The 21,432-nt window shown below is 60.3% G+C and carries 17 protein-coding genes and 1 tRNA gene; 5 read left to right on the top strand and 13 right to left on the bottom strand.

The annotated features are described in order from the left end of the window. Window positions 1-79 precede the first annotated feature (79 nt). Window positions 80-1,966, bottom strand: a complete 1,887-nt coding sequence (locus FB555_RS00765) for a phosphoenolpyruvate carboxykinase (GTP) (protein WP_182484227.1) — start codon at window positions 1,964-1,966, stop codon at window positions 80-82. A 152-nt stretch (window positions 1,967-2,118) separates the two neighbouring features. Here FB555_RS00765 and FB555_RS00760 point away from each other — a divergent pair, with 152 nt between their 5' ends. Beyond that, entirely contained in the window at window positions 2,119-3,558 is a 1,440-nt protein-coding gene (locus tag FB555_RS00760) for a helix-turn-helix transcriptional regulator (protein WP_182483542.1), read from the top strand. Window positions 3,559-3,858: 300 nt separating this feature from the next. Beyond that, window positions 3,859-5,082, top strand: a complete 1,224-nt coding sequence (locus tag FB555_RS00755) for a Na+/H+ antiporter NhaA (RefSeq protein ID WP_182483541.1) — start codon at window positions 3,859-3,861, stop codon at window positions 5,080-5,082. On the opposite strand, the gene mfd is transcribed toward FB555_RS00755, so the two are convergent. The 3 genes from mfd to FB555_RS00740 form a co-directional block, all read right to left on the bottom strand. Further along, window positions 5,039-8,602 (bottom strand): transcription-repair coupling factor, encoded by a 3,564-nt coding sequence (mfd, locus tag FB555_RS00750; RefSeq protein WP_182483540.1) that lies wholly within the window; start codon window positions 8,600-8,602, stop codon window positions 5,039-5,041. The genes FB555_RS00755 and mfd overlap by 44 nt on opposite strands. A 326-nt stretch (window positions 8,603-8,928) precedes the next feature. Continuing rightward, complete coding sequence (gene pth / locus FB555_RS00745) at window positions 8,929-9,525, bottom strand: aminoacyl-tRNA hydrolase (protein ID WP_182484226.1); 597 nt, start codon at window positions 9,523-9,525, stop codon at window positions 8,929-8,931. Between the two features lie 6 nt (window positions 9,526-9,531). Beyond that, window positions 9,532-10,239, bottom strand: a complete 708-nt coding sequence (locus FB555_RS00740; RefSeq protein WP_182483539.1) for a 50S ribosomal protein L25/general stress protein Ctc — start codon at window positions 10,237-10,239, stop codon at window positions 9,532-9,534. 223 nt (window positions 10,240-10,462) lie between these two features. On the opposite strand from FB555_RS00740, the gene gndA reads away from it, so the two are divergent. Then, complete coding sequence (gene gndA / locus FB555_RS00735) at window positions 10,463-11,947, top strand: NADP-dependent phosphogluconate dehydrogenase (protein ID WP_425485568.1); 1,485 nt, start codon at window positions 10,463-10,465, stop codon at window positions 11,945-11,947. Next, window positions 11,947-12,909 carry a carbohydrate kinase family protein gene (locus tag FB555_RS00730; RefSeq protein ID WP_182483538.1) on the top strand — a complete coding sequence of 321 codons (963 nt, stop codon included), beginning with the start codon at window positions 11,947-11,949 and terminating at the stop codon, window positions 12,907-12,909. The genes gndA and FB555_RS00730 overlap by 1 nt, the downstream gene beginning before the upstream one ends. A 51-nt stretch (window positions 12,910-12,960) precedes the next feature. On the opposite strand, the gene FB555_RS00725 is transcribed toward FB555_RS00730, so the two are convergent. The 5 genes from FB555_RS00725 to FB555_RS00705 form a co-directional block, all read right to left on the bottom strand. Continuing rightward, on the bottom strand, window positions 12,961-13,362 hold the full coding sequence (locus tag FB555_RS00725) for a PIN domain-containing protein (protein ID WP_182483537.1): 402 nt from the start codon (window positions 13,360-13,362) through the stop codon (window positions 12,961-12,963). Then, the gene (gene vapB / locus FB555_RS00720; RefSeq protein ID WP_182483536.1) at window positions 13,359-13,604 is read right to left on the bottom strand and encodes a type II toxin-antitoxin system VapB family antitoxin; all 246 of its coding nucleotides are present in this window, start codon (window positions 13,602-13,604) and stop codon (window positions 13,359-13,361) included. The genes FB555_RS00725 and vapB overlap by 4 nt, the downstream gene beginning before the upstream one ends. A 148-nt stretch (window positions 13,605-13,752) precedes the next feature. Next, on the bottom strand, window positions 13,753-14,730 hold the full coding sequence (locus FB555_RS00715) for a ribose-phosphate diphosphokinase (protein WP_182483535.1): 978 nt from the start codon (window positions 14,728-14,730) through the stop codon (window positions 13,753-13,755). 30 nt (window positions 14,731-14,760) lie between these two features. Next, a complete protein-coding gene (gene glmU / locus FB555_RS00710) occupies window positions 14,761-16,188 on the bottom strand; it encodes a bifunctional UDP-N-acetylglucosamine diphosphorylase/glucosamine-1-phosphate N-acetyltransferase GlmU (protein WP_182483534.1) in 1,428 nt (475 codons plus the stop codon). Between the two features lie 17 nt (window positions 16,189-16,205). Then, window positions 16,206-16,276, bottom strand: a tRNA-Gln gene (locus FB555_RS00705). Between the two features lie 68 nt (window positions 16,277-16,344). Here FB555_RS00705 and FB555_RS00700 point away from each other — a divergent pair. Further along, window positions 16,345-16,860, top strand: a complete 516-nt coding sequence (locus tag FB555_RS00700) for a MarR family winged helix-turn-helix transcriptional regulator (RefSeq protein ID WP_182483533.1) — start codon at window positions 16,345-16,347, stop codon at window positions 16,858-16,860. 17 nt (window positions 16,861-16,877) lie between these two features. Here the strand turns inward: FB555_RS00700 and FB555_RS00695 are convergent, their stop codons facing one another. The 4 genes from FB555_RS00695 to FB555_RS00680 are packed head-to-tail and all read right to left on the bottom strand — an operon-like array spanning window position 16,878 to window position 21,417. Then, window positions 16,878-18,722 (bottom strand): ABC-F family ATP-binding cassette domain-containing protein, encoded by a 1,845-nt coding sequence (locus tag FB555_RS00695; RefSeq protein ID WP_182483532.1) that lies wholly within the window; start codon window positions 18,720-18,722, stop codon window positions 16,878-16,880. Next, on the bottom strand, window positions 18,723-19,658 hold the full coding sequence (locus FB555_RS00690; protein ID WP_182483531.1) for a 4-(cytidine 5'-diphospho)-2-C-methyl-D-erythritol kinase: 936 nt from the start codon (window positions 19,656-19,658) through the stop codon (window positions 18,723-18,725). A gap of 9 nt (window positions 19,659-19,667) precedes the next feature. Then, the gene (gene rsmA, locus FB555_RS00685; RefSeq protein WP_182483530.1) at window positions 19,668-20,513 is read right to left on the bottom strand and encodes a 16S rRNA (adenine(1518)-N(6)/adenine(1519)-N(6))-dimethyltransferase RsmA; all 846 of its coding nucleotides are present in this window, start codon (window positions 20,511-20,513) and stop codon (window positions 19,668-19,670) included. Beyond that, entirely contained in the window at window positions 20,506-21,417 is a 912-nt protein-coding gene (locus FB555_RS00680) for a TatD family hydrolase (RefSeq protein ID WP_182483529.1), read from the bottom strand. Before FB555_RS00680 ends, rsmA begins: the two co-directional genes overlap by 8 nt. Window positions 21,418-21,432 lie beyond the last annotated feature (15 nt).

Genomic DNA, 21,432 nt, shown 5'->3' with positions numbered 1-21,432 from the left:
TTCAGCCCCATCATCTCACCGCATCCGAGAGACTGCGGACGCGGGCGGTACATCCGACCGAAGTCGGCTTTGACTGAAGCTACGCGGAGAGACGCCCGCGCAGGTCAGCCAATTCTGTGGTGAGCTCGGAAGGTAGCCGGTCACCAAACTGGTCAAAGAATTCCTCGGTGAGATCGCACTCGTCGAGCCACAGTTTTTCGTTGACCTCGAAGAGCTTGCCCAGCACCTCATCGTTAAGGTCTAGGCCCTCAACGTTCAAGCTGCCCTGAGACGGAACGAGACCGACGGCCCCGATGGTGGCGTGCGCTTCATCGTCAACACGGCGAGCGATCCACTCGAGGACTCTTGAGTTCTCGCCGAATCCGGGCCACATGAAGGATCCGTCATCATCTTTACGGAACCAGTTGACCTGGAAGATTTTGGGAGCGTTGGCGCCCATCTTCTCGCCGAGAGCCAACCAGTGACCCCAGTAGTCAGCCATGTTGTAGCCGCAGAAGGGAAGCATGGCGAAAGGGTCGCGGCGAAGCTCCCCCACGGTGCCCTCGGCCGCGGCGGTCTTTTCGCTCGAAACGGTGGCGCCAATGAAGACGCCGTGCTGCCAGCTGAAAGCCTCTGCGACGAGAGGCACGTTGGTGGCACGACGGCCACCAAAGATGATGGCGTCGAGCGGAACTCCGGCAGATTCAAACCAGTCATCGGCCAGTGTGGGGCACTGCTGGATGGGAACCGTGAAGCGCGAGTTAGGGTGAGCTGCCGGGCGTCCGGAATCGGGGGTCCAGTCTTCGCCGCGCCAGTCGATGAGGTGCGACGGGGTCTTCTCCGTCATGCCCTCCCACCACACGTCATTGTCGTCGGTGAGAGCAACGTTGGTGAAGATGGTGTTTCCCCACACGGTGCTCATGGCGACCGGGTTCGTGATCTCGCCGGTGCCAGGAGCGACACCAAAGAAACCGGCCTCGGGGTTGATGGCGCGCAACCGGCCATCCGCATCGGGGCGAAGCCATGCGATGTCATCACCGATAGTCTCGGCTTTCCAACCGGGAACGGTGGGGCGCAGCATGGCGAGGTTTGTCTTGCCACAAGCCGAGGGGAACGCGGCGGCAACGTGGTACGCCTTGCCCTCGGGGCTGGTGAGCTTGAGGATGAGCATGTGCTCAGCGAGCCACCCTTCCTGCAGGCCCATGTAGGAACCGATGCGCAGCGCGAAGCACTTCTTTGACAGAAGGGCGTTTCCGCCGTAGCCGGATCCGTAGGACCAGATTTCACGGGTCTCAGGGAAATGACAAATGTACTTGGTGGAGTTGGAGGGCCAAGCAGAGTCGGCAATACGCAAGCCACTCTCATCAACCAAAGGCTGACCTACGGAGTGAACGGCGGGAACCCAGGGGGTCTTGTCGTCAATTTGCGCCAGGGCGTCGAATCCCATGCGGGTCATGATGCGCATGTTCAAGACGGCGTAAGGCGAATCCGTGATCTGGATGCCGACCTGCGAGATGGGGCCGCCAAAGGGACCCATGGAGAAGGGAACAACGTAGAGGGTGCGGCCGCGCATGCTGCCGTCGAAGAGAACCTTGAGTTCGGCGTTCATGGAGTCAGGGTCGCGCCAGTTGTTGGTGGGGCCGGCATCCGCTTCGTTAACGGAGCAGATAAACGTGCGGTCTTCGACGCGGGCGACATCGTCAGGGTCGCTCCGGGCGAGAAAACTGCCGGGACGAAGTTCGGAGTTCAAGGGAATCAGGACGCCACCGGTCACGAGCTCGGCGGTGAGTGCGGTCCATTCGGCGTCGGACCCATCGCACCAGTGAATGTTCTCGGGCTTGGTGAGGACAACGATGTCGCTGATCCAGCGCAGAAGGGCACGGTTGGTGACGAACTCGGGGGCGTTCAGCCGCGTCGTAACGGGGACTTTCTGGCCCAGTGTCACGGACGAATCAGCATTTGAAACGGTCTTATTCACATCAGTCATAGTCACAAGAGTCTCCTTTGTCTCATCCCCACGTCATATCGTCACAAGTAAGGGAAGAATATTTGGTGGTAATTCGATTATTGCCCCGCGACCGTGGGTCCGACCCTGGAATTGAGTGGAAATATTCGGGCTTTTTCGCATATGGTAAAGAAATGGAAACTAACCTCTTGGTTTTGGGTAAACGCATCCGTCATTTTCGGGCGGCGGCGGGCCTCACCCTGGAACAGCTCGGGGACAGTGTGGGGGTCGTCCCCAGTCAACTGTCGCTGGTCGAAAATGGGCGCCGCGAGCCCAAGCTCTCCCTGCTCACCGCTCTGGCGGCAACGCTGGGAGTCTCGATCGCCGATCTGCTGAGCACCGAGGCCCCCGACCGCCGCTCGGAGCTAGAGATCGAACTCGACCGCCTGCAACGGGGTGCTCTCTATTCCGATCTTGGGCTCCCCCAGGTTCGAAACACCAAGACTTTGCCCAACGAGGCGCTGGAAGCAATCGTCGGGTTGCACCGCGAAATGGAGCGACGTGCGCGGGATGCCATTGCCACCCCCGAGGAGGCACGGCGCGCCAACACCGAACTTCAGCAGAAAATGCGGGAACAAAATAACTACTTGCCCGAGATTGACGCGTTAGCCGAAGACATGGTTCGCCAAAGCGGTCACGAGGTTGGGGCTCTTATGCACCGAACCGTGACCGAGATGGCAGCCCGCATCGGTTTTACCCTCATTTACGTGGATGATCTTCCCAACTCCGCGCGCAGTGTCACTGACTTGGCGAACGGTCGCATTTATCTGCCTCCCGCCTCCATCCCGGGTGGGCACGGTCTGCGTGCCATGGCTCTGCAGGCGATTGCTCACCGCGTGCTCGAGCACGAGAAGCCTGTCAACTACGCCGAATTTCTGAAGCAGCGTTTGGAGATCAACTACTTTGCCGCAGCCTGTCTCATGCCCCGTGCCCGCTCGGTGGCGTTTTTGCAAGCGGCGAAGAAGGATCGCAACATTGCCATCGAAGATTTTCGGGATGCCTTCGGGGTCACCCACGAAGCAGCAGCGTTGCGTTTTACCAACCTCGCTACAAAATATCTCGGGCTCACTACTCACTTCTTGAGGGTGAATGATGACGGCGGTATCTTTCGGGGCTATGAGAACGACGGCATTGATTTCGCCTCCGACCCGACGGGATCCATCGAGGGCCAAGTGGTGTGCCGCAAGTGGCCGTCACGGATCGCGTTTGAGCGCACAAATCGCACCACGGAGTTCTACCAATACACCGACACTCCCGCGGGCACCTTCTGGGATACCACCCAGACCGGCACCGGTGCAGGCGAGGACTTCTCCATCAGCGTCGGCGTCCCCTTTGACGAAGCCCAGTTCTTTCGCGGGCGCGATACCACCAACCGTCAGGTGTCAACGTGTCCCTCAGTGGGGTGTTGTCGGCTCCCCGGCGGCGAACTCACCAGCCGTTGGGAAGGCAAAGTTTGGCCGAGCGCACGCATGCATGCGCATGTGCTTTCTCCCTTGCCAACCGGCCGGTTTCCTGGGGTCGACGACATTGAGGTCTACTCATTTCTGGAAAAACACGCGCGCGCAGACGCGTAAAACTCTTACTTTTTGCCGCCAAAGAGGCGTGCGAAGAAACCAGGTTCAACAGGGTCATCGGCATGACCTTGGCATTGCTTGGCCTTGGGGATTCCCCGCATGACCTCGTTGACGTGCTGACCGCAACCGGCCCAGCTTGCTTTTCCGCACTTGCGGCAGGTGACTTGGCGACACATAGACGTTCCTTAATTTGATGGGAAACTTTAGTATACCCCCCAGGGTATCAGCTTTCTTCGGTGGCATGCCTTTGTCGGGGCCTCTTGACAGGATTTCCATGCGCGTCAGCCCTAGGCTGGAGACATGTCCAGCAGCTCAAAGCGCAATATTTTTAGGTCCGAACGCTACGCAGCACTCTCGCTGGCCGGGGCTGCTGTCCTCGGACTCGTGCTGGCCAACTCTATCGCCGGGCCAGGGCTTCTTGACCTCTTTGGCTCTCATTTGGGGATTGGCGCCTTGGGCTTAGACCTGAGCGTCTCCCACTGGGTGACCGACGGCCTCCTCGTCATTTTTTTCTTCATCATTGCGGTCGAGCTTCGCTACGAACTCACCAACGGAGAACTGAACTCCTTCCAACGCGCCCTTGCTCCGGGAATCGCCGCTGTTGGTGGCGTGATTGTGCCTGCCCTGCTCTTTATCCTCATCGCCGGACCGAGTTTCGCTGTCGGCTGGCCTATCCCCACGGCGACCGACATCGCGTTTGCTCTCGGACTCATCGCCCTCGTGGGACGGGGACTCCCCACTCGCGTGCGGGCGTTTCTCCTTGCCCTCGCGGTTCTCGATGACCTCATCGCCATTGCCATCATCGCTTTGTTCTTCACGGAGGGTACCAACACTGCCGCGCTGATCGCCTCGGTAGTCTGCATCCTGGCATTCTGGCGCCTGGGACGCGTCAAGAAGGCCAAGACTTTGCGCAACATTGGACTCGTGCTTCTGGCTCTTGCAACGTGGTATTTCGTGCTCACTTCCGGCGTCCACGCCACAATCGCCGGCGTCGCGCTCGGCCTCGTCTTGCGCCCCAGCATCGCCCGCAAGGCAGCCCATGCGTTGCAACCTTTCACCAACGCAATCGTCTTGCCCTTATTTGCTTTCTCGGCAGCGCTCGTCGTCATTCCCAACGTTCCGTTGGCCGACCTGAGCCCCGTGTTCTGGGGAATTGCGATTGCCCTGCCGCTGGGAAAGATCATCGGTGTCACAATTGCGGGATCAGCCGTCTGGTTTTTCATTCACCGCCACGCGGTCAAACAGGCCGCCGCCGCCGGCCTCCCCAAGCCCGAAGCAGGCGTTTTCGGTTGGGATCTCGTAACGGTTGCTGCCGTAGCTGGTATCGGCTTCACCGTCTCTCTGCTGATGAACGAGCTTGCTTTCACCAACTCACCCCATCTCAGCGACGAAGGAGTGCTCGGCGTGCTGGTCGGCTCAGCAATCTCTATTGTTATCGGTGGTGGCCTCGTGGTGTGGCGGGCCAAGCATTACCGCAACACTAAGGCTGCGGCGAAGGCGTTGGGGAAGGCAAAGGGAAAATAGCGTCAAGGAAGTTGGCGGTCCAGGCGATGAGGTCACCGTCGGCTGGCAGTGGGAGCGCGATGACGCGCGCGGCTGCCATGTACTTGGCGCCCGGATACATGCGGGCGAGCCGCACCTGAATCGAATCCGGTAAGTCGGCCGGGGTCACGCGCAAGTTGGACCCCATGACCACCACCTCACTAAGGCTCGACTTGTGGGCACGACGGCGCAGGCGAGATACCTGGATGAGGTTGTGCACCTGAGCAGGGGGCTCACCGTAGCGGTCGGTAAGTTCATCCAGAACCTGATCGATCTGTTCGTCACGCGAATTGGGGCCACTGGCCACCGAGAGCTTTTGGTAGGCCTCGAGGCGCAGGCGCTCGCTGTCGACGTAATCTTCGGGGATGCGGGCATCAACCGGAAGTTCGAGGCGTAGCTCGGTTTGACCCTCGGCGACGTCGCCGCGGAAGACAGAGACGGCCTCGCCGATCATGCGGAGGTACAGGTCGAAGCCGACGCCCGCGATGTGACCGGACTGTTCGCCGCCCAGCAGGTTTCCGGCGCCACGTATCTCGAGGTCCTTGAGGGCAATCTGAATACCGGCGCCGAGTTCGTTATTGGCGGCGAGCGCGGTGAGGCGATCGTGGGCCGTCTCGGTGAGCGGCGCGCCGTCGTCATAGAAGAGATACGCGTAGGCGCGCTCGCGGCCACGACCCACTCGGCCACGCAACTGGTGCAACTGACTCAGACCATATTTGTCGGCGCGATCCACGATGAGGGTATTGGCGTTGGCAATATCGAGACCGGTCTCGATGATGGTGGTCGAGACGAGAATGTCGAACTTGCGTTCCCAGAAATCGACGATGACACGTTCGAGGTTGTGCTCGCTGAGCTGCCCGTGGGCTACGCCGATGCGGGCCTCAGGCACAAGTTCGGCCAGCTGGGCGGCCACGCGATTGATGCTGGAGACGCGGTTGTGCACGAAGAAGATCTGCCCCTCGCGCAGGAGCTCGCGACGGATAGCAGCCGAGACCTGCTTCTCAGAATACGGGCCCACAAAGGTGAGGATGGGATGACGATCCTCGGGCGGTGTGGCCAAGGTCGACATTTCGCGGATGCCCGTGACCGCCATCTCCAGCGTGCGCGGAATCGGGGTGGCACTCATTGCCAGGATGTCGACGTTGGTCTTCAACTTCTTGAGCGAATCCTTGTGCTCAACACCGAAGCGCTGCTCCTCATCGATGATGACGAGCCCGAGGTCTTTGAACTTGATCTTCTCGGAAAGGAGGCGGTGCGTACCGATGACGACATCCACCGTGCCATCCTCCATTCCGGCAAGGGTCTCTTTGGACTCCTTCTCCGTCTGAAAACGGCTGAGCGGGCGAAGGTGCACGGGGAACCCGGCGAAACGTTCGGCGAAGGTCTCCATGTGCTGACGCACGAGCAGCGTGGTCGGCACGAGCATGGCGACCTGCTTGCCGTCCTGCACCGCCTTGAACGCGGCGCGGATCGCAATCTCCGTCTTGCCGAAACCAACGTCTCCAGAGATGAGGCGATCCATGGGGATCGGCCGCTCCATGTCCGCTTTGACCTCGTCGATGGTGGTCAGCTGGTCGGGGGTCTCCATGAACGGGAACGCCTCTTCGAGCTCACGCTGCCACGGGGTATCCGGGCTGAACGCGAAACCGCGACTGGCCATGCGGGCCGAGTACAACTTAACGAGCTCAACCGCGATGTCGCGCACGGCCTTGCGCGCCTTGGACTTGGCCTGCGACCAGTCGCTGCCGCCCATCTTGGAGAGCGGCGGAGCTTCCCCTCCGACGTAACGGGTGAGCTGATCGAGCTGGTCGGTGGGGACGTAGAGCTTGTCCCCGGGGTACCCTCGTTTGCTGGGGGCGTACTCAATGACGAGATACTCGCGGGTGGTCTTAATGGGATTGCGACCACCACCGGTGGTCTCCCTTTGCACGAGTTCGAGAAAACGGCCGATTCCGTGGGTCTCGTGCACGACGACGTCGCCGTTCACGAGTTGCAGGGGATCGACGACATTCTTGCGACGGCTGGCAAGCTTGCGTGGCTGCCGGGCGTCGTAGCTCGAGGACCGACCGTAGAACTCGGCTTCGCTGATGACCGCAATTTTGGCCTCGGCAAGTTCGAAACCACTTTCGACCGAGGCTTGAACGAGATAGGCCACGCCGGGCTCCATCTTCTCGGGCAGCTCATGCACAATGCGACCGGCCTGATTCACTTCGGCCAGCACGCTCGCAGCGCGCTCCACGAGGCCATGTCCTTCGGCGGCAACAACAACCGACCATCCGAGCGTCAGCAAATCAGCAACGTGTGTGACGGCGCCATCTACGTTGCCCGCAAAGCTCGGCACGGGATCCGCGTCGATGCGCACCGTCAGAATTTCGTCGAGATCGAGCTCCTCCGGAAGCGGTGCGGGCCCCGATTGGAAACCGCTGAAGGTCCACCAGGGGGCATCCGTAATGCCGTTACGCAACTCGGTAACCGTCAAGAAGTCACCGGTAGACAGGTCAATCGGCGAGTTCGAACCCTCCGAGGCCGCGTTCCACGCTGCATCGAGAAACTCGCGGTTCGTCTCGGTCAAATTGATGGCCCGCGTGGCAACGCGCTCAGGCGACAGAAGCGCCACTGCGGTTCCGGCCGGCAAATAGTGCGTCATCGGAACCAGACGGTCGACCAGAGCCGGGGTCAACGACTCCATTCCCTCGACGGGGATACCCTCGGCCACCTTGGCGAGCATGGCGGCCATGGCCGGAAATTCGTGTTGCATCTCGCGGGCGCGCTGACGCACGGGTTCGGTCAGCAACAGCTCACGACTCGGGGCCAGCACGACGTCGGTGATGTCGCCGTCGATCGAGCGCTGATCGGCGACTGAGAAGGCGCGAATGCTGTCGACCTCATCACCAAAGAAATCGATGCGGAACGGATGCTCGGCGACGGGCGGGAATGCATCGAGGATTCCGCCGCGCACGGCGAACTCCCCACGGCGCGTGACCATGTCGACCCGGGCATAGGCCAGATCCACCAGTGACCGAGAGAGCTCAACCAGGTCGTGGCCACGCGAACCGACACTCAGCTCGATAGGTTCAACATCGCCTAAGTTATCGGCGATGGGTTGCAGCGCACCGCGCACCGAGGACACAACAATGAAGGGGTGCTCGCCGTTCCACTTCGCCATGCGGCGCAGAGCATCAAAACGGTGACCGACAATCTCGGGACTGGGGCTTAGACGTTCGTGGGGCAGCGTTTCCCACGCCGGAAAATCGCAGAGTTCGGCATGCGGCATCAGGCTCGAAAGGGCGGCGCGGAGGCGCTCTGACTCACGGTTCGTGGCCGTGATCGCCAGCAACGCGGGCGGCTTGCCGGCGCTCTGACGTGCCTCGAGAAGTGCCGCAATCAGCGGCGCATTGAGCCCCTCGACGAGAGAGAAATCACCGTCACGCGTGGCGTAATCGAGAGCTTTTTCAATGGTGGGGGTACGCGAGAGGGCGCGCGCCAAACCCTGAAATACCATAGCTCCAAGTCTACGCTCTCGGTCGTCGCGGGCAGTCGGTGAGAAAATCCGGCCATGGAAAGTTCATCCGTCCAAACCTGTCTCGAGAAACCCGGCGTGGTAACCGCCCAAGGGAAATACCTTTGTGCCCAGCTGCTTGTGGGCCACACGATCTATCCCGCGGAGCGCAAGGCCGTCTTCGCATCGAGACCGCACGAAATCCGACCTGGCAGAAAACTTCTTCGGCGAGATCGCACGTGGTCCGACTTTTTCGCACGTTAACCCCGATTTCGTGTGATCTCGACGTGGCCCACAACACTCAGGCAACAGGTGCCCTCAACGGTGGACTAGTCCCGTGCGGGCGGCGGCGAGTTGAATCGTTGCTGAGCGGCCGTGAGTCCCTCGACGACGATGGTCTCCACCGCATCCGTTGCATGGGCGAGAATGTGCGGCAGAATTTCGCGCTCGTTCCTGGAGAAATCTTGCAGCACGAAGTCGGCGGCATCTTGGCGGCCAGGAGGGCGTCCGAGACCGATGCGCACGCGAGTGAAGTCGGGACTGCCACCGGCCGCGATGATGTCGCGAAGGCCGTTATGACCGCCGTGACCGCCGCCATGCTTGATGCGCACGACGTCGAAATCCAGATCAAGCTCGTCATGTAAAACGATTAGCTGCGAAGGTTCGATGTCATAGAACTTGAACAGGGCGGCAACGGGGCCACCCGAAAGGTTCATGAATGTGTTGGGCTTCGCCAGAATGACCTTGGGGCCGCCGGGCTTCAGCCAGCCCTCAGCAACGAGGGCATTCGCCTTATGAGTGCGAAAAGTCGCCCTCATGTCGCTGGCCAACTGCGAAGCCGCCATCTGCCCAACGTTGTGGCGATGGCTGGCATAGCCGGGCCCGGGGTTACCGAGCCCGACTACTAGCCAGGTGTTTGTCGACAGAGCTAATTACTCAGATTTGGCGGCGTTGGCGCCAGAGAGCTCGGCGTCCGCAAGAGCGGCAGCCTTCTCAGCGTCGTGCTTTTCTGCGTGGATCTCGTCCTTGTGATCTGCGTGAGCAGCGTCATCGGCTTCTTCTGCAGCAAGTTCACTGTCGGACTCGGCCGAATCGGCGCCATCAGGAACGTTGACATGAACGACAACAGCCTCGGGGTCGCCCACGAGAGTGGTGCCGGCAGGAAGAACGAGGTCTCCCAACAGAACGCGGTAGCCGGGGCGGGCACCCTCGACGCTGACGTCAATGAACTCGGGAATGTGGGTTGCTTCGGCCTCAACCGAAACGCTCTTGACATCGTGCTCGAGAACAGTTCCGGACTGAGCGGTGCCAATAACGTGAATGGGAACCTCAACGAGAACCTTTTCGCCCTTGGTGATGGCAACGAGGTCAAGGTGTTCGATGATCTGAAGAACGGGGTCCTTCTGAACGTCCTTCACGAGGACCAGGTGGCTCTCGCCGTTAATCTGAAGGTCAAGGATGGCGTTCTTCTTACGAAGGAGAAGGCCAATTTGGTGAGCAGGAACAGAAACGTGAACCGTTTCGGCACCGTGGCCGTAGACGACGGCAGGAATCTGGCCCTTTGCGCGCAAGCGGCGAGCGAAGCCTTTGCCAAATTCGGTACGGACGTCGGCGGGTACCTTGTTGGTGAGTTCAGCCATGATGGCCTCCTATTCTTGCGAGGCCGTAGCCCCTCATTATGTTTTCAACTCGAACGCATGTCAGCGTGAGGAAAAGGCGAGAGCCACATTCCACCGCGTCGATTACGGATGCTCACCGCAACTAACTGCGATTCAACGGGCATCCCTCGCCGAAGTTCGACTCTCAGCCTACCCGCTCTAGATGCGGCCGGCAAAACGCTACGCTTAACAAGGGAAAACTCCCGTGTTAGAGACTGCTTTTGAGGAGATTTACGTGAGCGTTGCTGCCGTTGCAAACATTGGTGTTGTTGGCCTGGCCGTCATGGGTTCGAACTTAGCGCGAAACTTGGCCAGCCGCGAGGGCAACCGCGTTGCTGTCTATAACCGCACGTTTGCCCGCACCGCCCTTCTCCTCGAAGAGCATCCTGAGGCTAAATTTGTTGGCAGTGAATCGATTGATGACTTTGTCGCCTCGCTCACCACACCCCGCACGGCCCTCATCATGGTGCAAGCCGGCGCCGGCACCGATGCCGTGATCAATGAACTCGCTGCGCGCTTTGAACCGGGCGACATCATCGTGGATGGCGGAAACGCGTTGTTTACCGACACCATCCGTCGTGAAAAGGCCCTCAGCGCAAACGGCATCCACTTTGTTGGTGCGGGAATCTCCGGCGGTGAAGAAGGTGCTCTCAAAGGCCCCAGCATCATGCCCGGCGGTTCGGTCGAGTCGTACAAGACGCTCGGCCCCATCCTTGCGTCTATAGCTGCCATCGCCGAGGGCGAGCCGTGCGTCACTCACGTGGGCACCGACGGTGCTGGTCACTTCGTGAAAATGATTCACAACGGCATTGAGTACGCCGACATGCAGCTCATCGCCGAGGCCTACGACATCCTCCGGCAGGCAGGCCGCTTCTCCCCCGCGGAGATTGCCGACATCTTTACGCAGTGGAACACGGGTGAGCTCGAGTCCTACCTCATCGAAATTACCGCTGAAATTCTCAAGCAGGTTGATGCGAAGACGGGCAAGCCCCTGGTGGATGTCATTCTCGATGAAGCTGGCTCCAAGGGCACCGGCGTGTGGACCGTTCAGACCGCTCTCGACCTCGGGGTTCCCGTTTCGGGCATTGCCGAAGCCGTATTTGCTCGTTCGCTCTCGTCGCAGACCGCCCAGCGCGCCGGATCGCACACACTTCCCGCCGACGCCACCTTGTGGAATATCACCGACAAAGAAGCATTTGTTGAGGATGTTCGCCGCGCCTTGTACGCCTCGAAAATCGTCGCGTATGCCCAGGGATTCGACGCCATTCGTGCCGGTGCCAAACAGTACAACTGGACGATCGACTTGGGTGCCGTGTCCAAGATTTGGCGCGGGGGCTGCATCATTCGCGCCCAGTTCCTGAATCGCATAGCCGATGCCTACGCGACCGACGCGAACCTCCTGAGTTTGCTGCACGACACATACTTCACTGAGGCAGTTTCACGCTCGCTCGCCTCGTGGCGTACCGTCGTGGCACACTCGGCCCTCGCCGGAATTCCTGTACCCGCCTTCGGCTCGTCACTGTCGTACTACGACGGCCTCCGCGCACCGCGCCTTCCTGCCGCCGTTGTTCAAGGGCAACGCGACTTCTTCGGAGCCCACACCTACAAGCGCAGCGACATGCCTGGCATCTTCCACACCCTGTGGTCGGGTGACCGCACCGAAATCGACGCAGTGCCCAGCACGCACTAATGGGTGGCCTCATAGTCGATGACCGCATAGTCGTCATTGGCGAGGCGCTGATCGACCTCATCCAACAGACCGATGGCAGCTACCAAGCCAAGCCAGGTGGCGCACCGGCAAACGCTTCCATTGCCTTGGCTCGTCTCGGCGCGCACGTGAACTTTGCCGGTCGGATGAGCACGGATGGCTTTGGTGAGCAACTTCACGCCTGGCTCGCCACTGAGACCATAGACCTTTCTCTCGTCGAACGAACGGCCGATCCGACCACTTTGGCGGTCGCTGTTCTCGATGAGAACGGCAAAGCAACCTACAGCTTCTACGTCAAGGGGACCGCTGACTGGGGGTGGACACTGGGGGCTTTCGAAAACCTCAAGGTTACCCCTCCGTGTGCGATCGTTATCGGGTCTCTCGCGACCGCGATCGACCCTGGAGCCACCGTGATCGAACACCTCGCGGCCAGCCTGCATTCCTCGCAGAGCTCAACCGTCGTGATTGACCTCAACATCCGCCCGGGCCTCGGGTTTGACCGTCATACTGAACGTCTGCGCGTTGACCGCCAAATCCGCCTTGCCCACGTCGTCAAGGCCAGTGACGATGACCTCGCGTGGCTGTTTCCCGAGCACACGCTGGACGAAACTGCGGCAGTCTGGGCGGCCGACGGCCACTATGTCATTATGACCCGCGGCGCCGATGGGGCAACTCTTTTCACGCCGCTGGGTGAGACCGTCAGTGTCTCGGCTCCGGTCATCGCACTTGTCGATACCGTCGGTGCCGGCGACTCGTTCCTCGGGGCAACACTCTATGGTCTGCAGCAACGCGGTGCTCTGGGGCGCAATGCCGACGCGCTCCTGGCAGCGGTTTCCGTCGACCAGTGGCGCGAGCTCCTCACGCTGGCCGCTCGCGTCGGCGCCATCACGTGCTCACGCGCGGGATGCAATCCCCCCACATTGGCAGAACTCGAACTGGCCTAGAAATCGATGGCAGCGGCTTGTGAGTTCATCACCTCTGCACAGGCGGACCCATTAGTTTGTTAACCAATTCTCTGTTCTCAGCCCGGGCACACGGTCGAACTCTCTGGTATTTGATGTGGCGAGAACGAGGGCCCGCGCGCGCGCCTGCGCCGCAATGAGAATGTCATGAGTTCCAATCGGAGTGCCCGCTTTGTGCAACCCCGCACGGATGTCGGCGGCATGCTCGGCATCCTTTCGGTCAAAATTCAGCACCGAGAGATTGGTCAGTAATGCTTCCAGTGAGGCCTCTGCCTGTTGCGGCCAGCGCGATCGAGCAACGCCGTAAAACAACTCCGAGACCCCAATACTCGAAACGGCAAGATGTCCTTGGTTGGCGATGAATCTCTCAAGCAGTGATGTCGCTCGATGACGTTCAAGCTCGATAAGGACATCCGAGTCAATTAGAAATCTCACTTGCTGAACCAGTCGGAAGGTTCTTTTTCGGGGGGAAATTCTTCACGGTGGAGGTTGAAGTCTTCGGGTAGGCGAGGACCATGCTGTGCCCACCACTGCCAGCCGGTGCCCTTGGGCACCAGGATGCGGGCATCGCCCTGCAGAATGATGTCCACTTCAGCAACATTGGACGGGAACGCAACGTCCTTCGGGAGACGAACCGCTTGGGTGGTGTTATTGAAAAAAAGCTTGCTGGATACCATCGGAGTCTCCTTGTATACGTTAGAAGTATATACAACAGAGTGCGTGATTTCCATAGCTCAACGTAAGCCAAATTCTAGGGCAAAAGACAGCGCCGGAAGGATGGCGACGATGCGGGTGACTCCAGGTGAGTTGGGGAGGAAAGGAACCTTACGCGGCGCCCTCGAACATGGAGGTAACCGAGCCGTCACCGAAGACTTCTTGGATCGCACGCGCCAATAGCGGGGCGATGGGAAGAACCGTGAGGGTGTCGAAGCGCTTCTCGGGTGGCACCGGCAAGGTATCGGTGACGACAACCTGGTCGATGAATTCAGATTGAAGAAGTTCGACAGCGGGGTCCGAGAAGACAGCATGCGTGGCGGCTACAACAACGCCGATGGCACCGGCAGCCTTGAGGGCTTCGGCGGCCTTCACAATGGTGCGTCCCGTGTCAATGAGGTCATCAACAATGAGGCACACGCGGCCCTCAACTTGACCGACGATCTCGTGGACCGTGACTTGGTTATGCACCTTGGGGTCACGACGTTTGTGGATAATGGCCAGTGGGCAGCCGAGCTTCTCGCTCCAAATGTCCGCCACGCGCACGCGGCCCATGTCGGGTGAGACCACAGTGAGGGTTGCGGGGTCGAGCTGAGCGCGGAAGTGCTCGAGCAACACTGGCATTGCGAAGAGGTGATCAACCGGGCCGTCGAAAAAACCTTGAATCTGAGCCGCGTGCAGATCGATGCTCATGATGCGGTCGGCGCCGGCAGCCTTGAAAAGGTCGGCAACAAGGCGAGCGGAGATGGGCTCGCGACCACGGCCCTTCTTGTCTTGACGGGCGTAGGGGTAGAACGGCGCCACGACGGTGATGCGCTTGCAGGAGGCGCGCTTGAGGGCATCCACCATGATGAGTTGTTCCATGAGCCACTCGTTGATGGGGGTGCTGTGCGACTGAAGCACGAAGGCATCGGCCCCACGAACACTTTCGTCATAACGAGCGTAAATCTCGCCATTGGCGAAGGTTCGCAAGTCTGTCGTCGAGACCTCGCAACCGAGTTCGAAGGCGACTTGCTCCGCAAGTTCAGGATATGCCCGACCGGTTACCAGAACGAGTTTCTTCTTGTTCTGAACGACTATTTCGGTCACGGTGCCCCTTTGGCTTGTGAAACGCTTGCGCTATTTATCGTCGGAGCGTTCGGCAGCTATTGCAGCGGCAGAACCGGAACGGTTGGTGACGACCCAACCATCCATGTTGCGTTGTGGAGCAACGGAAATAGCCAACGAACCGGCGGGGACATCTTTGCGAACGATGGTGCCGGCTCCGGAGTATGCGCCATCACCAATTCTAATCGGCGCGACAAACACGTTATGCGATCCCGTTCGAACGTGAGATCCAATGACGGAATGATTTTTCGTCACGCCGTCATAGTTGGCAAAAATGGTTCCAGCACCGATATTGGTGCCCTCACCGATGGTGGCATCGCCGACATAAGAGAGGTGCGGCACTTTGCTTCCCACACCGATGCGAGCGTTCTTCGTCTCGACGAACGTGCCGATCTTGCCGTCAGCGTCGAGGTAGGTTCCGGGGCGAAGGTAGGCGAAAGGACCTACACTGGCACGGGCGCCGATGACGGCGAGCGTCGCATCCGTTCGTTTCACGACCGCGTTCTCTCCCACTTCGGTATCGACAAGCGTCGTATCGGGGCCGATGATGGCGCCGGTTTCGACGACAGTGGCGCCGAGAAGTTGGGTGCCCGGCTTGATTTCGACATCGGGGGCCAGTTGCACCTGCAGGTCAATCCAGGTGGTCGCAGGATCGATAATCGTGACGCCGGCTAGTTGCCATCCGCGAACGATCAGGCCGTTGAGCAATGAAGCGGCGCGTGCCAGCTGAGCGCGGTCGTTAATGCCCTCAACCTTCCAAGACTCGGTGAGTTCCACGGCGGCCACGGGAGCACCGGATGCCCGCAAGAGGCCAATCACATCGGTGATGTACTTCTCACCCTGCGAGTTCTCTAAGGTGAGGTTTGCGAGCTGCTGCTTCAGCGGGGCCAACGAGAAAACATAGATGCCGGCGTTGATCTCGCGAACGTCGCGCTCTTCCGGCGAGGCATCTTTGTGTTCGACGATGCGGTCGAGCCGACCATCCGCTGCACGAATGATGCGACCGTACCCATCGGCGTCATCCAGGGTGGTGGAAAGAATTGTGGCCGCGGTCTCATCTTCGCGGTGAGCGGAAACAAGACGCCTCAACGTATCGGCATCGAGCAGGGGGACATCGCCATTGACCACCAGAATATCCCCGTCGAAACCAGCGGGGAGAGCGGCAATGGCTAATTCGACCGCGCGACCCGTGCCCGGAATATCGTCTTGGTCGACGATGATGCTGGAGGGAAGGTCCACTTCGATGACCTCGACGAGCGCGTCGCGTTCGTGGCGAACCACCGTGACGACGTGAGCCGCCTCGAGCTGCTTGGCCGTGGCTAAGACATGACTGACGACGGAAACGCCGCCTAATTTGTGCAACAACTTAGGCGTCGCGCTTTTCATGCGGGTGCCTTGGCCTGCCGCCAAAACGATGATGGCGAGGTTTTTGTCAGCCATGGGATTCCCTTCATCCGCTCCGCCACCAGGATTCGAACCTAGACAGGCAGCTCCAAAGGCTGCCGTGCTGCCATTACACCATGGCGGAATTATGAAATCAGTCGTTCAATCTCAGTATGTACAGTCTGCCAGAAAATGACGCGGGATAATGAGGGCATGACACCCGAGAACGATGAAGTCGACCGAATTGTGGAATCGTGGCGTCGTGAGCGCCCGGATCTCGACTTCGCTCCCCTGCAGATTCTTTCCCGGGTCGGCCGCTTGGCAAAGATGCTGGACCGGGCCCGCCGCACGGCGTTCACCCGTTCCGAGCTGGACTCGTGGGAGTTCGATGTGCTCGCCGCCTTGCGGCGCGAGGGCGACCCCTATCAGCTCAGCCCCAAGGGCTTGCTAACCCAGACCCTCGTTTCCAGTGGCACCATGACAAACCGTATCGACCGCCTCGTGGGGCGCGGTCTGGTCGAGCGCCGCATGGACCCCAATGATGGACGCGGAGTCCTGGTCAAGATGACCGCTGCTGGCCTCACGCGAGTGGATGCCGCCATCACCCGCCTTGTCGATGCCGAAGCTCTGCTGCTCTCGTCGTTGTCGCGTTCCGAGCAGGCACGCCTCACGGAGTCCCTGCGGCGCCTCAGCATCCAGGTCGATCAGCGCGACGCGCGCCTGTCCTAGCCTGCCGTTAAAGTGCTCTATTTCGCGAGAAGCTCCGAGAGTTCAAGCCACCGCAGTTCGAGGTCGGCGATGGTCGTCTCGGCCTTGCCGATGTCATCTGACAGCGCACCAAGGCCCACATAGTCGTTGGGATCGTGGCTCGCCATCTTGGCGTGAATCGCCTTGACGTCACCCTGTTGCTTGGCAATCTTGCGCTCGATTGAGGAGAACTCCTTCTCGGCGTTACGCAGGTCGGCACCGGTCAGCGACGAAACGCGCGCGGCGGGAGCAGCGGAGCCCGAAGGACCCGCAGACTCGAAACCAGCAGAGCCGTGCGAGGTGGGCGCTCCGGTAGCCGTTCCCGTTTTGGGTGCCGCCATCTGCTTGGTGCGTAGCTCCAGGTACTCATCCACGCCACGCGGAAGGTGGCGAACGTGCCCATCCATGACCGCGAATTGGTTGTCGGTGACGCGCTCCAGGAGGTACCGGTCGTGCGAGATGACCAGCAACGTTCCGGGCCACGTGTCGAGAAGGTCCTCCATGGCGACCAACATGTCGGTGTCGAGGTCGTTGGTGGGCTCGTCGAGGATGAGCACGTTGGGCTCATCGAGCAGGATCAAGAGCAGTTGCAGTCGACGCTTCTGGCCACCGCTCAAGTCCTTGACGGGGGTCGACAGCTGAGCGCTGGCGAAGCCCATGCGCTCCAAAAGCTGGCCCGGCGTCATCTCCTTTCCCGCCGTGACATAGGTCGTCTTCTTGCCCGCGATGACAGTGCTGACGCGATCGTTCTGCACGTCTTTCAGTTCATCGAGCTGCTGCGTCAGGGTGGCAATTTTCACGGTCGTGCCACGCTTAATGCGCCCACTCGTGGCCTTGACATGGCCCGAGACGAGGCCGAGCAACGTGCTCTTACCCGCTCCGTTGATACCCAAAATGCCGGTGCGCTCGCCCGGCGCGATGCGCCAGGTGATATCGCGCAAGACGTCGTTTTCGCCATAGCTGACGGAGACGTTCTCGAGGTCTACGACATCTTTTCCGAGCCGCTGCATGGCCATGGATGACAGCGTCACACTGTCCCGGATGGGCGGCTCGTCTTCGATCAGTTGGTTGGCTGCTTCGATGCGGAACTTGGGCTTGGTACTCCGGGCGGGTGCTCCGCGACGAAGCCACGCGAGCTCCTTGCGCATGAGGTTCTGGCGCTTGTTTTCGCTCGCTGCCGACATGCGGTCACGCTCCACGCGCTGCAGAATGTACGCCGCATAGCCGCCTTCAAAGGGTTCGAGAATGCGATCGTGGACTTCCCAGGTCTGTGTGGAAACCTCATCGAGGAACCACCGATCGTGGGTGACCACCACGAGGCCACCGCGGCCGTTCGGCCAACGCTTGCGCAAGTGACCAGCCAGCCAGGAGATACCCTCCACGTCGAGGTGGTTGGTGGGCTCATCCAGAAATATGACATCGTAATCACCGGTCAGCAACGCGGCCAAGGCCACCCGGCGACGCTGGCCACCGGAGAGATCGCCCACGAGGGCATCCCAAGGAATATCAGAGACGAGCCCGGCGAGCACGTCACGCACGTTGGCGTCACCGGCCCAAATGTGCTCTTCGATGCCGCCAATAATCGTGTAGCCGACGGTAAGAGTGGGGTCAATCTCATCGGACTGGTCGAGCATGCCGAGAGTCAAACCACCACTGCGCGTAACACGGCCGGAGTCGGGTTCGATGCGACCCGCGAGAAGAGAGAGGAGTGTGGATTTTCCGTCACCGTTACGACCGACGACACCAATACGGTCGCCATCGTTGATTCCCACGGTCACGCCGTCAAAGATGACGCGGGTGGGGTATTCGAGATGCAGGGATTCTCCGCCGAGGAGATGAGCCATTTAGTCGTTCACAATCCGGGCGCCATGCACGGGACCCGTGACGCGCAGTGCGTGATGCTGCGCAGCGCTGAGGGTCACCTGCAAATCGATCGCCGCTTCGTTATCTGCCATAAGGAAGGCAATGGTGGGCCCCGAGCCCGAAACAATTCCGGCAAGAGCGCCGTTTTTCTCGCCCAGTTCAAGCACAAGCTTGAGTGATGGTTCAAGGTGCAGTGCGGGTGCCTGCAAGTCATTGGAAAGCGCGTCCGCCAGCATGTGCGGGTCTCCGGCACGCAAAGCGTGCAACACCAAAGGATCGACCTGAGGGGAGACCGGGGACGGCGCGATGTCGTGAACGTTGCGTTCGCGATGGGCGTCCAACTCGGAATAGACCGTCGGGGTGCTCAAACCAAAGTCGGCAATGGCCAGTACCCAATGAAAGTGGCCTTTGGCGAGCGCCGGACTCAACCGATCACCTCGACCGGTACCGATGGCCGTTCCGCCGAGGTACGAGAAGGGAACATCTGAGCCGAGTTGGGCGCATAGTGCGAGCATGTCGTCTCGACTTAGGTTTGTTCCCCAGAGGGCGTCACAGGCCACGAGCGTTGCCGCCGCATCAGCGGATCCACCGCCCATTCCCCCTGCGACGGGAACGTGCTTCTCAATCTCGAGTCGCACTCCGCCCCGATATTTTGTTTTGCGCGCAAGGAGTCGAGCCGCCTTAATGGCCAAGTTTGTCGCATCGACCGGAACGCCCTTGGAATCAATGGGGCCGGTGAAAGAAACAGAAAAATCATCCGCGTGCCAGGCACGCACATCTTCATAAAGCGAGACGGCTTGGTAGGCGGTCGCAACGTCGTGATAGCCGTCTTCCATGACAGCGCCGACCTTCAGCGAGACGTTAATCTTGCCGGGAGCCCTGGCGTGAACCACGTCCAATGAATGTGTCTCCGTCATACTTCCAACTTAGCGTCGGCGGGCCAACGACACGAAGTCGGCAACCGTCAACTGCTCCCCTCGGAGGGTGGGATCGATGCCGGCAGACTCGAGAAGTGCCACGGCATCCGCACTCGTTCCGCACAGGGTCGACAGCGCCTGGCGCAGCATCTTGCGGCGCTGGCCGAAGGCAGCATCCACCAACTCAAAGGTGCGACGACGCAGCGCTTCATCCCCGGGTTCGGTTTCGAAACGTTCAAAACCGACCAGAACAGAATCCACGTTGGGCACGGGCCAAAAGACTTGGCGGCTGACAGTGCCCGCGATACGCCACGTGCCATACCAGGCCGCCTTCACGCTAGGACCCCCGTAGACCTTCGACCCAGGAGCAGCCGCGAGACGGTGTCCCACTTCGGCTTGCACCATAACAACGCCCGACCGGATGCTCGCAAAATGTTCCATGAAATGAAGCAAGACCGGAACAGAAATATTGTACGGAAGGTTCGCGACCAACCGAGTGGGCGCATCCGGCAGCGCCATCACTTTCATGGCGTCCTCATGAATGACGGTCAGCGACGTACCGGGAGCGTGTTCCGAAATCGTGAGCGGTAGCTGAGTCGCGAGTCGACCATCAATCTCAACGGCTACGACAGCGGCACCGGCTTCGAGTAGGCCAAGGGTGAGCGAACCCAGCCCCGGGCCAATCTCGACCACGGTATCGCCGGCCTCGACCTTGGCTACCTTCACGATTTTGCGCACAGTGTTGGCGTCGATGACGAAGTTTTGGCCGAGCTTCTTGGTGGGAGTGACGTCAAGCAGTTCGGCGAGCCTGCGAACCTCGGTTGCCCCGAGCAACGTCACGGCTGATTCAGGCACCAACGGTCAGACCTTCCTGCCAGGAACCGTAAACACGCTCGGTATTGATCGCCAGCTGCGCGCAAAAATCACCGAGGTCTGTCGCGAGGTGTGTGGCCATCGCACGCACGGTGTGCGGAGTGAGGTACGGAGCGTTGGGGCGGCCGCGGAAGGGCTGTGGGGTGAGGAACGGGGCATCCGTTTCCACCAGAATCAACTCGCGGGGGATGATGCTCAACGCCTCGCGCAGGTCGTGGTTCTTCTTGAACGTGACCGTTCCAGAGAACGAGAGATACCAGCCGTTATCGGCGGCGATGCGGGCCATGGCAGCGTCGCCGGAGAAACAGTGGAAGACGGTCTTAGCGGGGGCGCCAACACGGAGAAGGGCCTCGATGACGGCCTCGTGAGCATCCCGGTCATGAATTTGCATCGCGATGTCATGCTTCTTGGCAATGCCAATATGGGCCTCGAACGAACGGAACTGTGCCGGCTGACCGTCGACCCCTGTGCGAAAAAAGTCGAGGCCAGTCTCCCCCACGGCGCGCGTTCGGGGCCAGGCCGCAAGTTCGTCAATGACGGCGAGAGCCTCGTCCAGCTTTCCAGCAGCCTCATAACGCGGTGCCTCATTGGGGTGAATCGCGACAGCCGCAATCATTCGTGGCTCCGTGGATGCAACCTCGGCGGACCAGCGGGAAGTCTCAACGTCGCCGCCTACTTGAACAACGCCCATGATGCCCACTGTCGCGGCGCGCTCCAGATGCTCGTGAAAGTCGATGGGGTTTTCTCCATCGGCAATCTCGAGGTGCGTGTGGTTGTCGTAGGTTCCCACCGGTAATGCCTCCGGAAGCGGCGGGTATGTGAGGTCACGGGTTTGTCCGTGCTCCGCGACCTTCTCACGCTTGCGGATATATGCCGATTCAGTCATATGAAAACAGTGAGC

This window comes from Alpinimonas psychrophila (assembly GCF_014137865.1).
GTDB classification, from domain to species: domain Bacteria; phylum Actinomycetota; class Actinomycetes; order Actinomycetales; family Microbacteriaceae; genus Alpinimonas; species Alpinimonas psychrophila.
Note: the sequence above shows the minus strand (reverse complement) of the source record. Positions and strands in the feature narration are given on the sequence as shown.

What these genes read in the sequence shown, in the direction of transcription:
- FB555_RS00765 (WP_182484227.1), bottom strand. Translation starts at nt 1,966, where the DNA reads ATGACTGATGTGAATAAGACCGTTTCAAATGCTGATTCGTCCGTGACA.
- FB555_RS00760 (WP_182483542.1), top strand. Translation starts at nt 2,119, where the DNA reads ATGGAAACTAACCTCTTGGTTTTGGGTAAACGCATCCGTCATTTTCGG.
- FB555_RS00755 (WP_182483541.1), top strand. Translation starts at nt 3,859, where the DNA reads ATGTCCAGCAGCTCAAAGCGCAATATTTTTAGGTCCGAACGCTACGCA.
- mfd (WP_182483540.1), bottom strand. Translation starts at nt 8,602, where the DNA reads ATGGTATTTCAGGGTTTGGCGCGCGCCCTCTCGCGTACCCCCACCATT.
- FB555_RS00740 (WP_182483539.1), bottom strand. Translation starts at nt 10,239, where the DNA reads ATGGCTGAACTCACCAACAAGGTACCCGCCGACGTCCGTACCGAATTT.
- FB555_RS00730 (WP_182483538.1), top strand. Translation starts at nt 11,947, where the DNA reads ATGGGTGGCCTCATAGTCGATGACCGCATAGTCGTCATTGGCGAGGCG.
- vapB (WP_182483536.1), bottom strand. Translation starts at nt 13,604, where the DNA reads ATGGTATCCAGCAAGCTTTTTTTCAATAACACCACCCAAGCGGTTCGT.
- glmU (WP_182483534.1), bottom strand. Translation starts at nt 16,188, where the DNA reads ATGGCTGACAAAAACCTCGCCATCATCGTTTTGGCGGCAGGCCAAGGC.
- FB555_RS00700 (WP_182483533.1), top strand. Translation starts at nt 16,345, where the DNA reads ATGACACCCGAGAACGATGAAGTCGACCGAATTGTGGAATCGTGGCGT.
- FB555_RS00695 (WP_182483532.1), bottom strand. Translation starts at nt 18,722, where the DNA reads ATGGCTCATCTCCTCGGCGGAGAATCCCTGCATCTCGAATACCCCACC.
- FB555_RS00690 (WP_182483531.1), bottom strand. Translation starts at nt 19,658, where the DNA reads ATGACGGAGACACATTCATTGGACGTGGTTCACGCCAGGGCTCCCGGC.
- FB555_RS00680 (WP_182483529.1), bottom strand. Translation starts at nt 21,417, where the DNA reads ATGACTGAATCGGCATATATCCGCAAGCGTGAGAAGGTCGCGGAGCAC.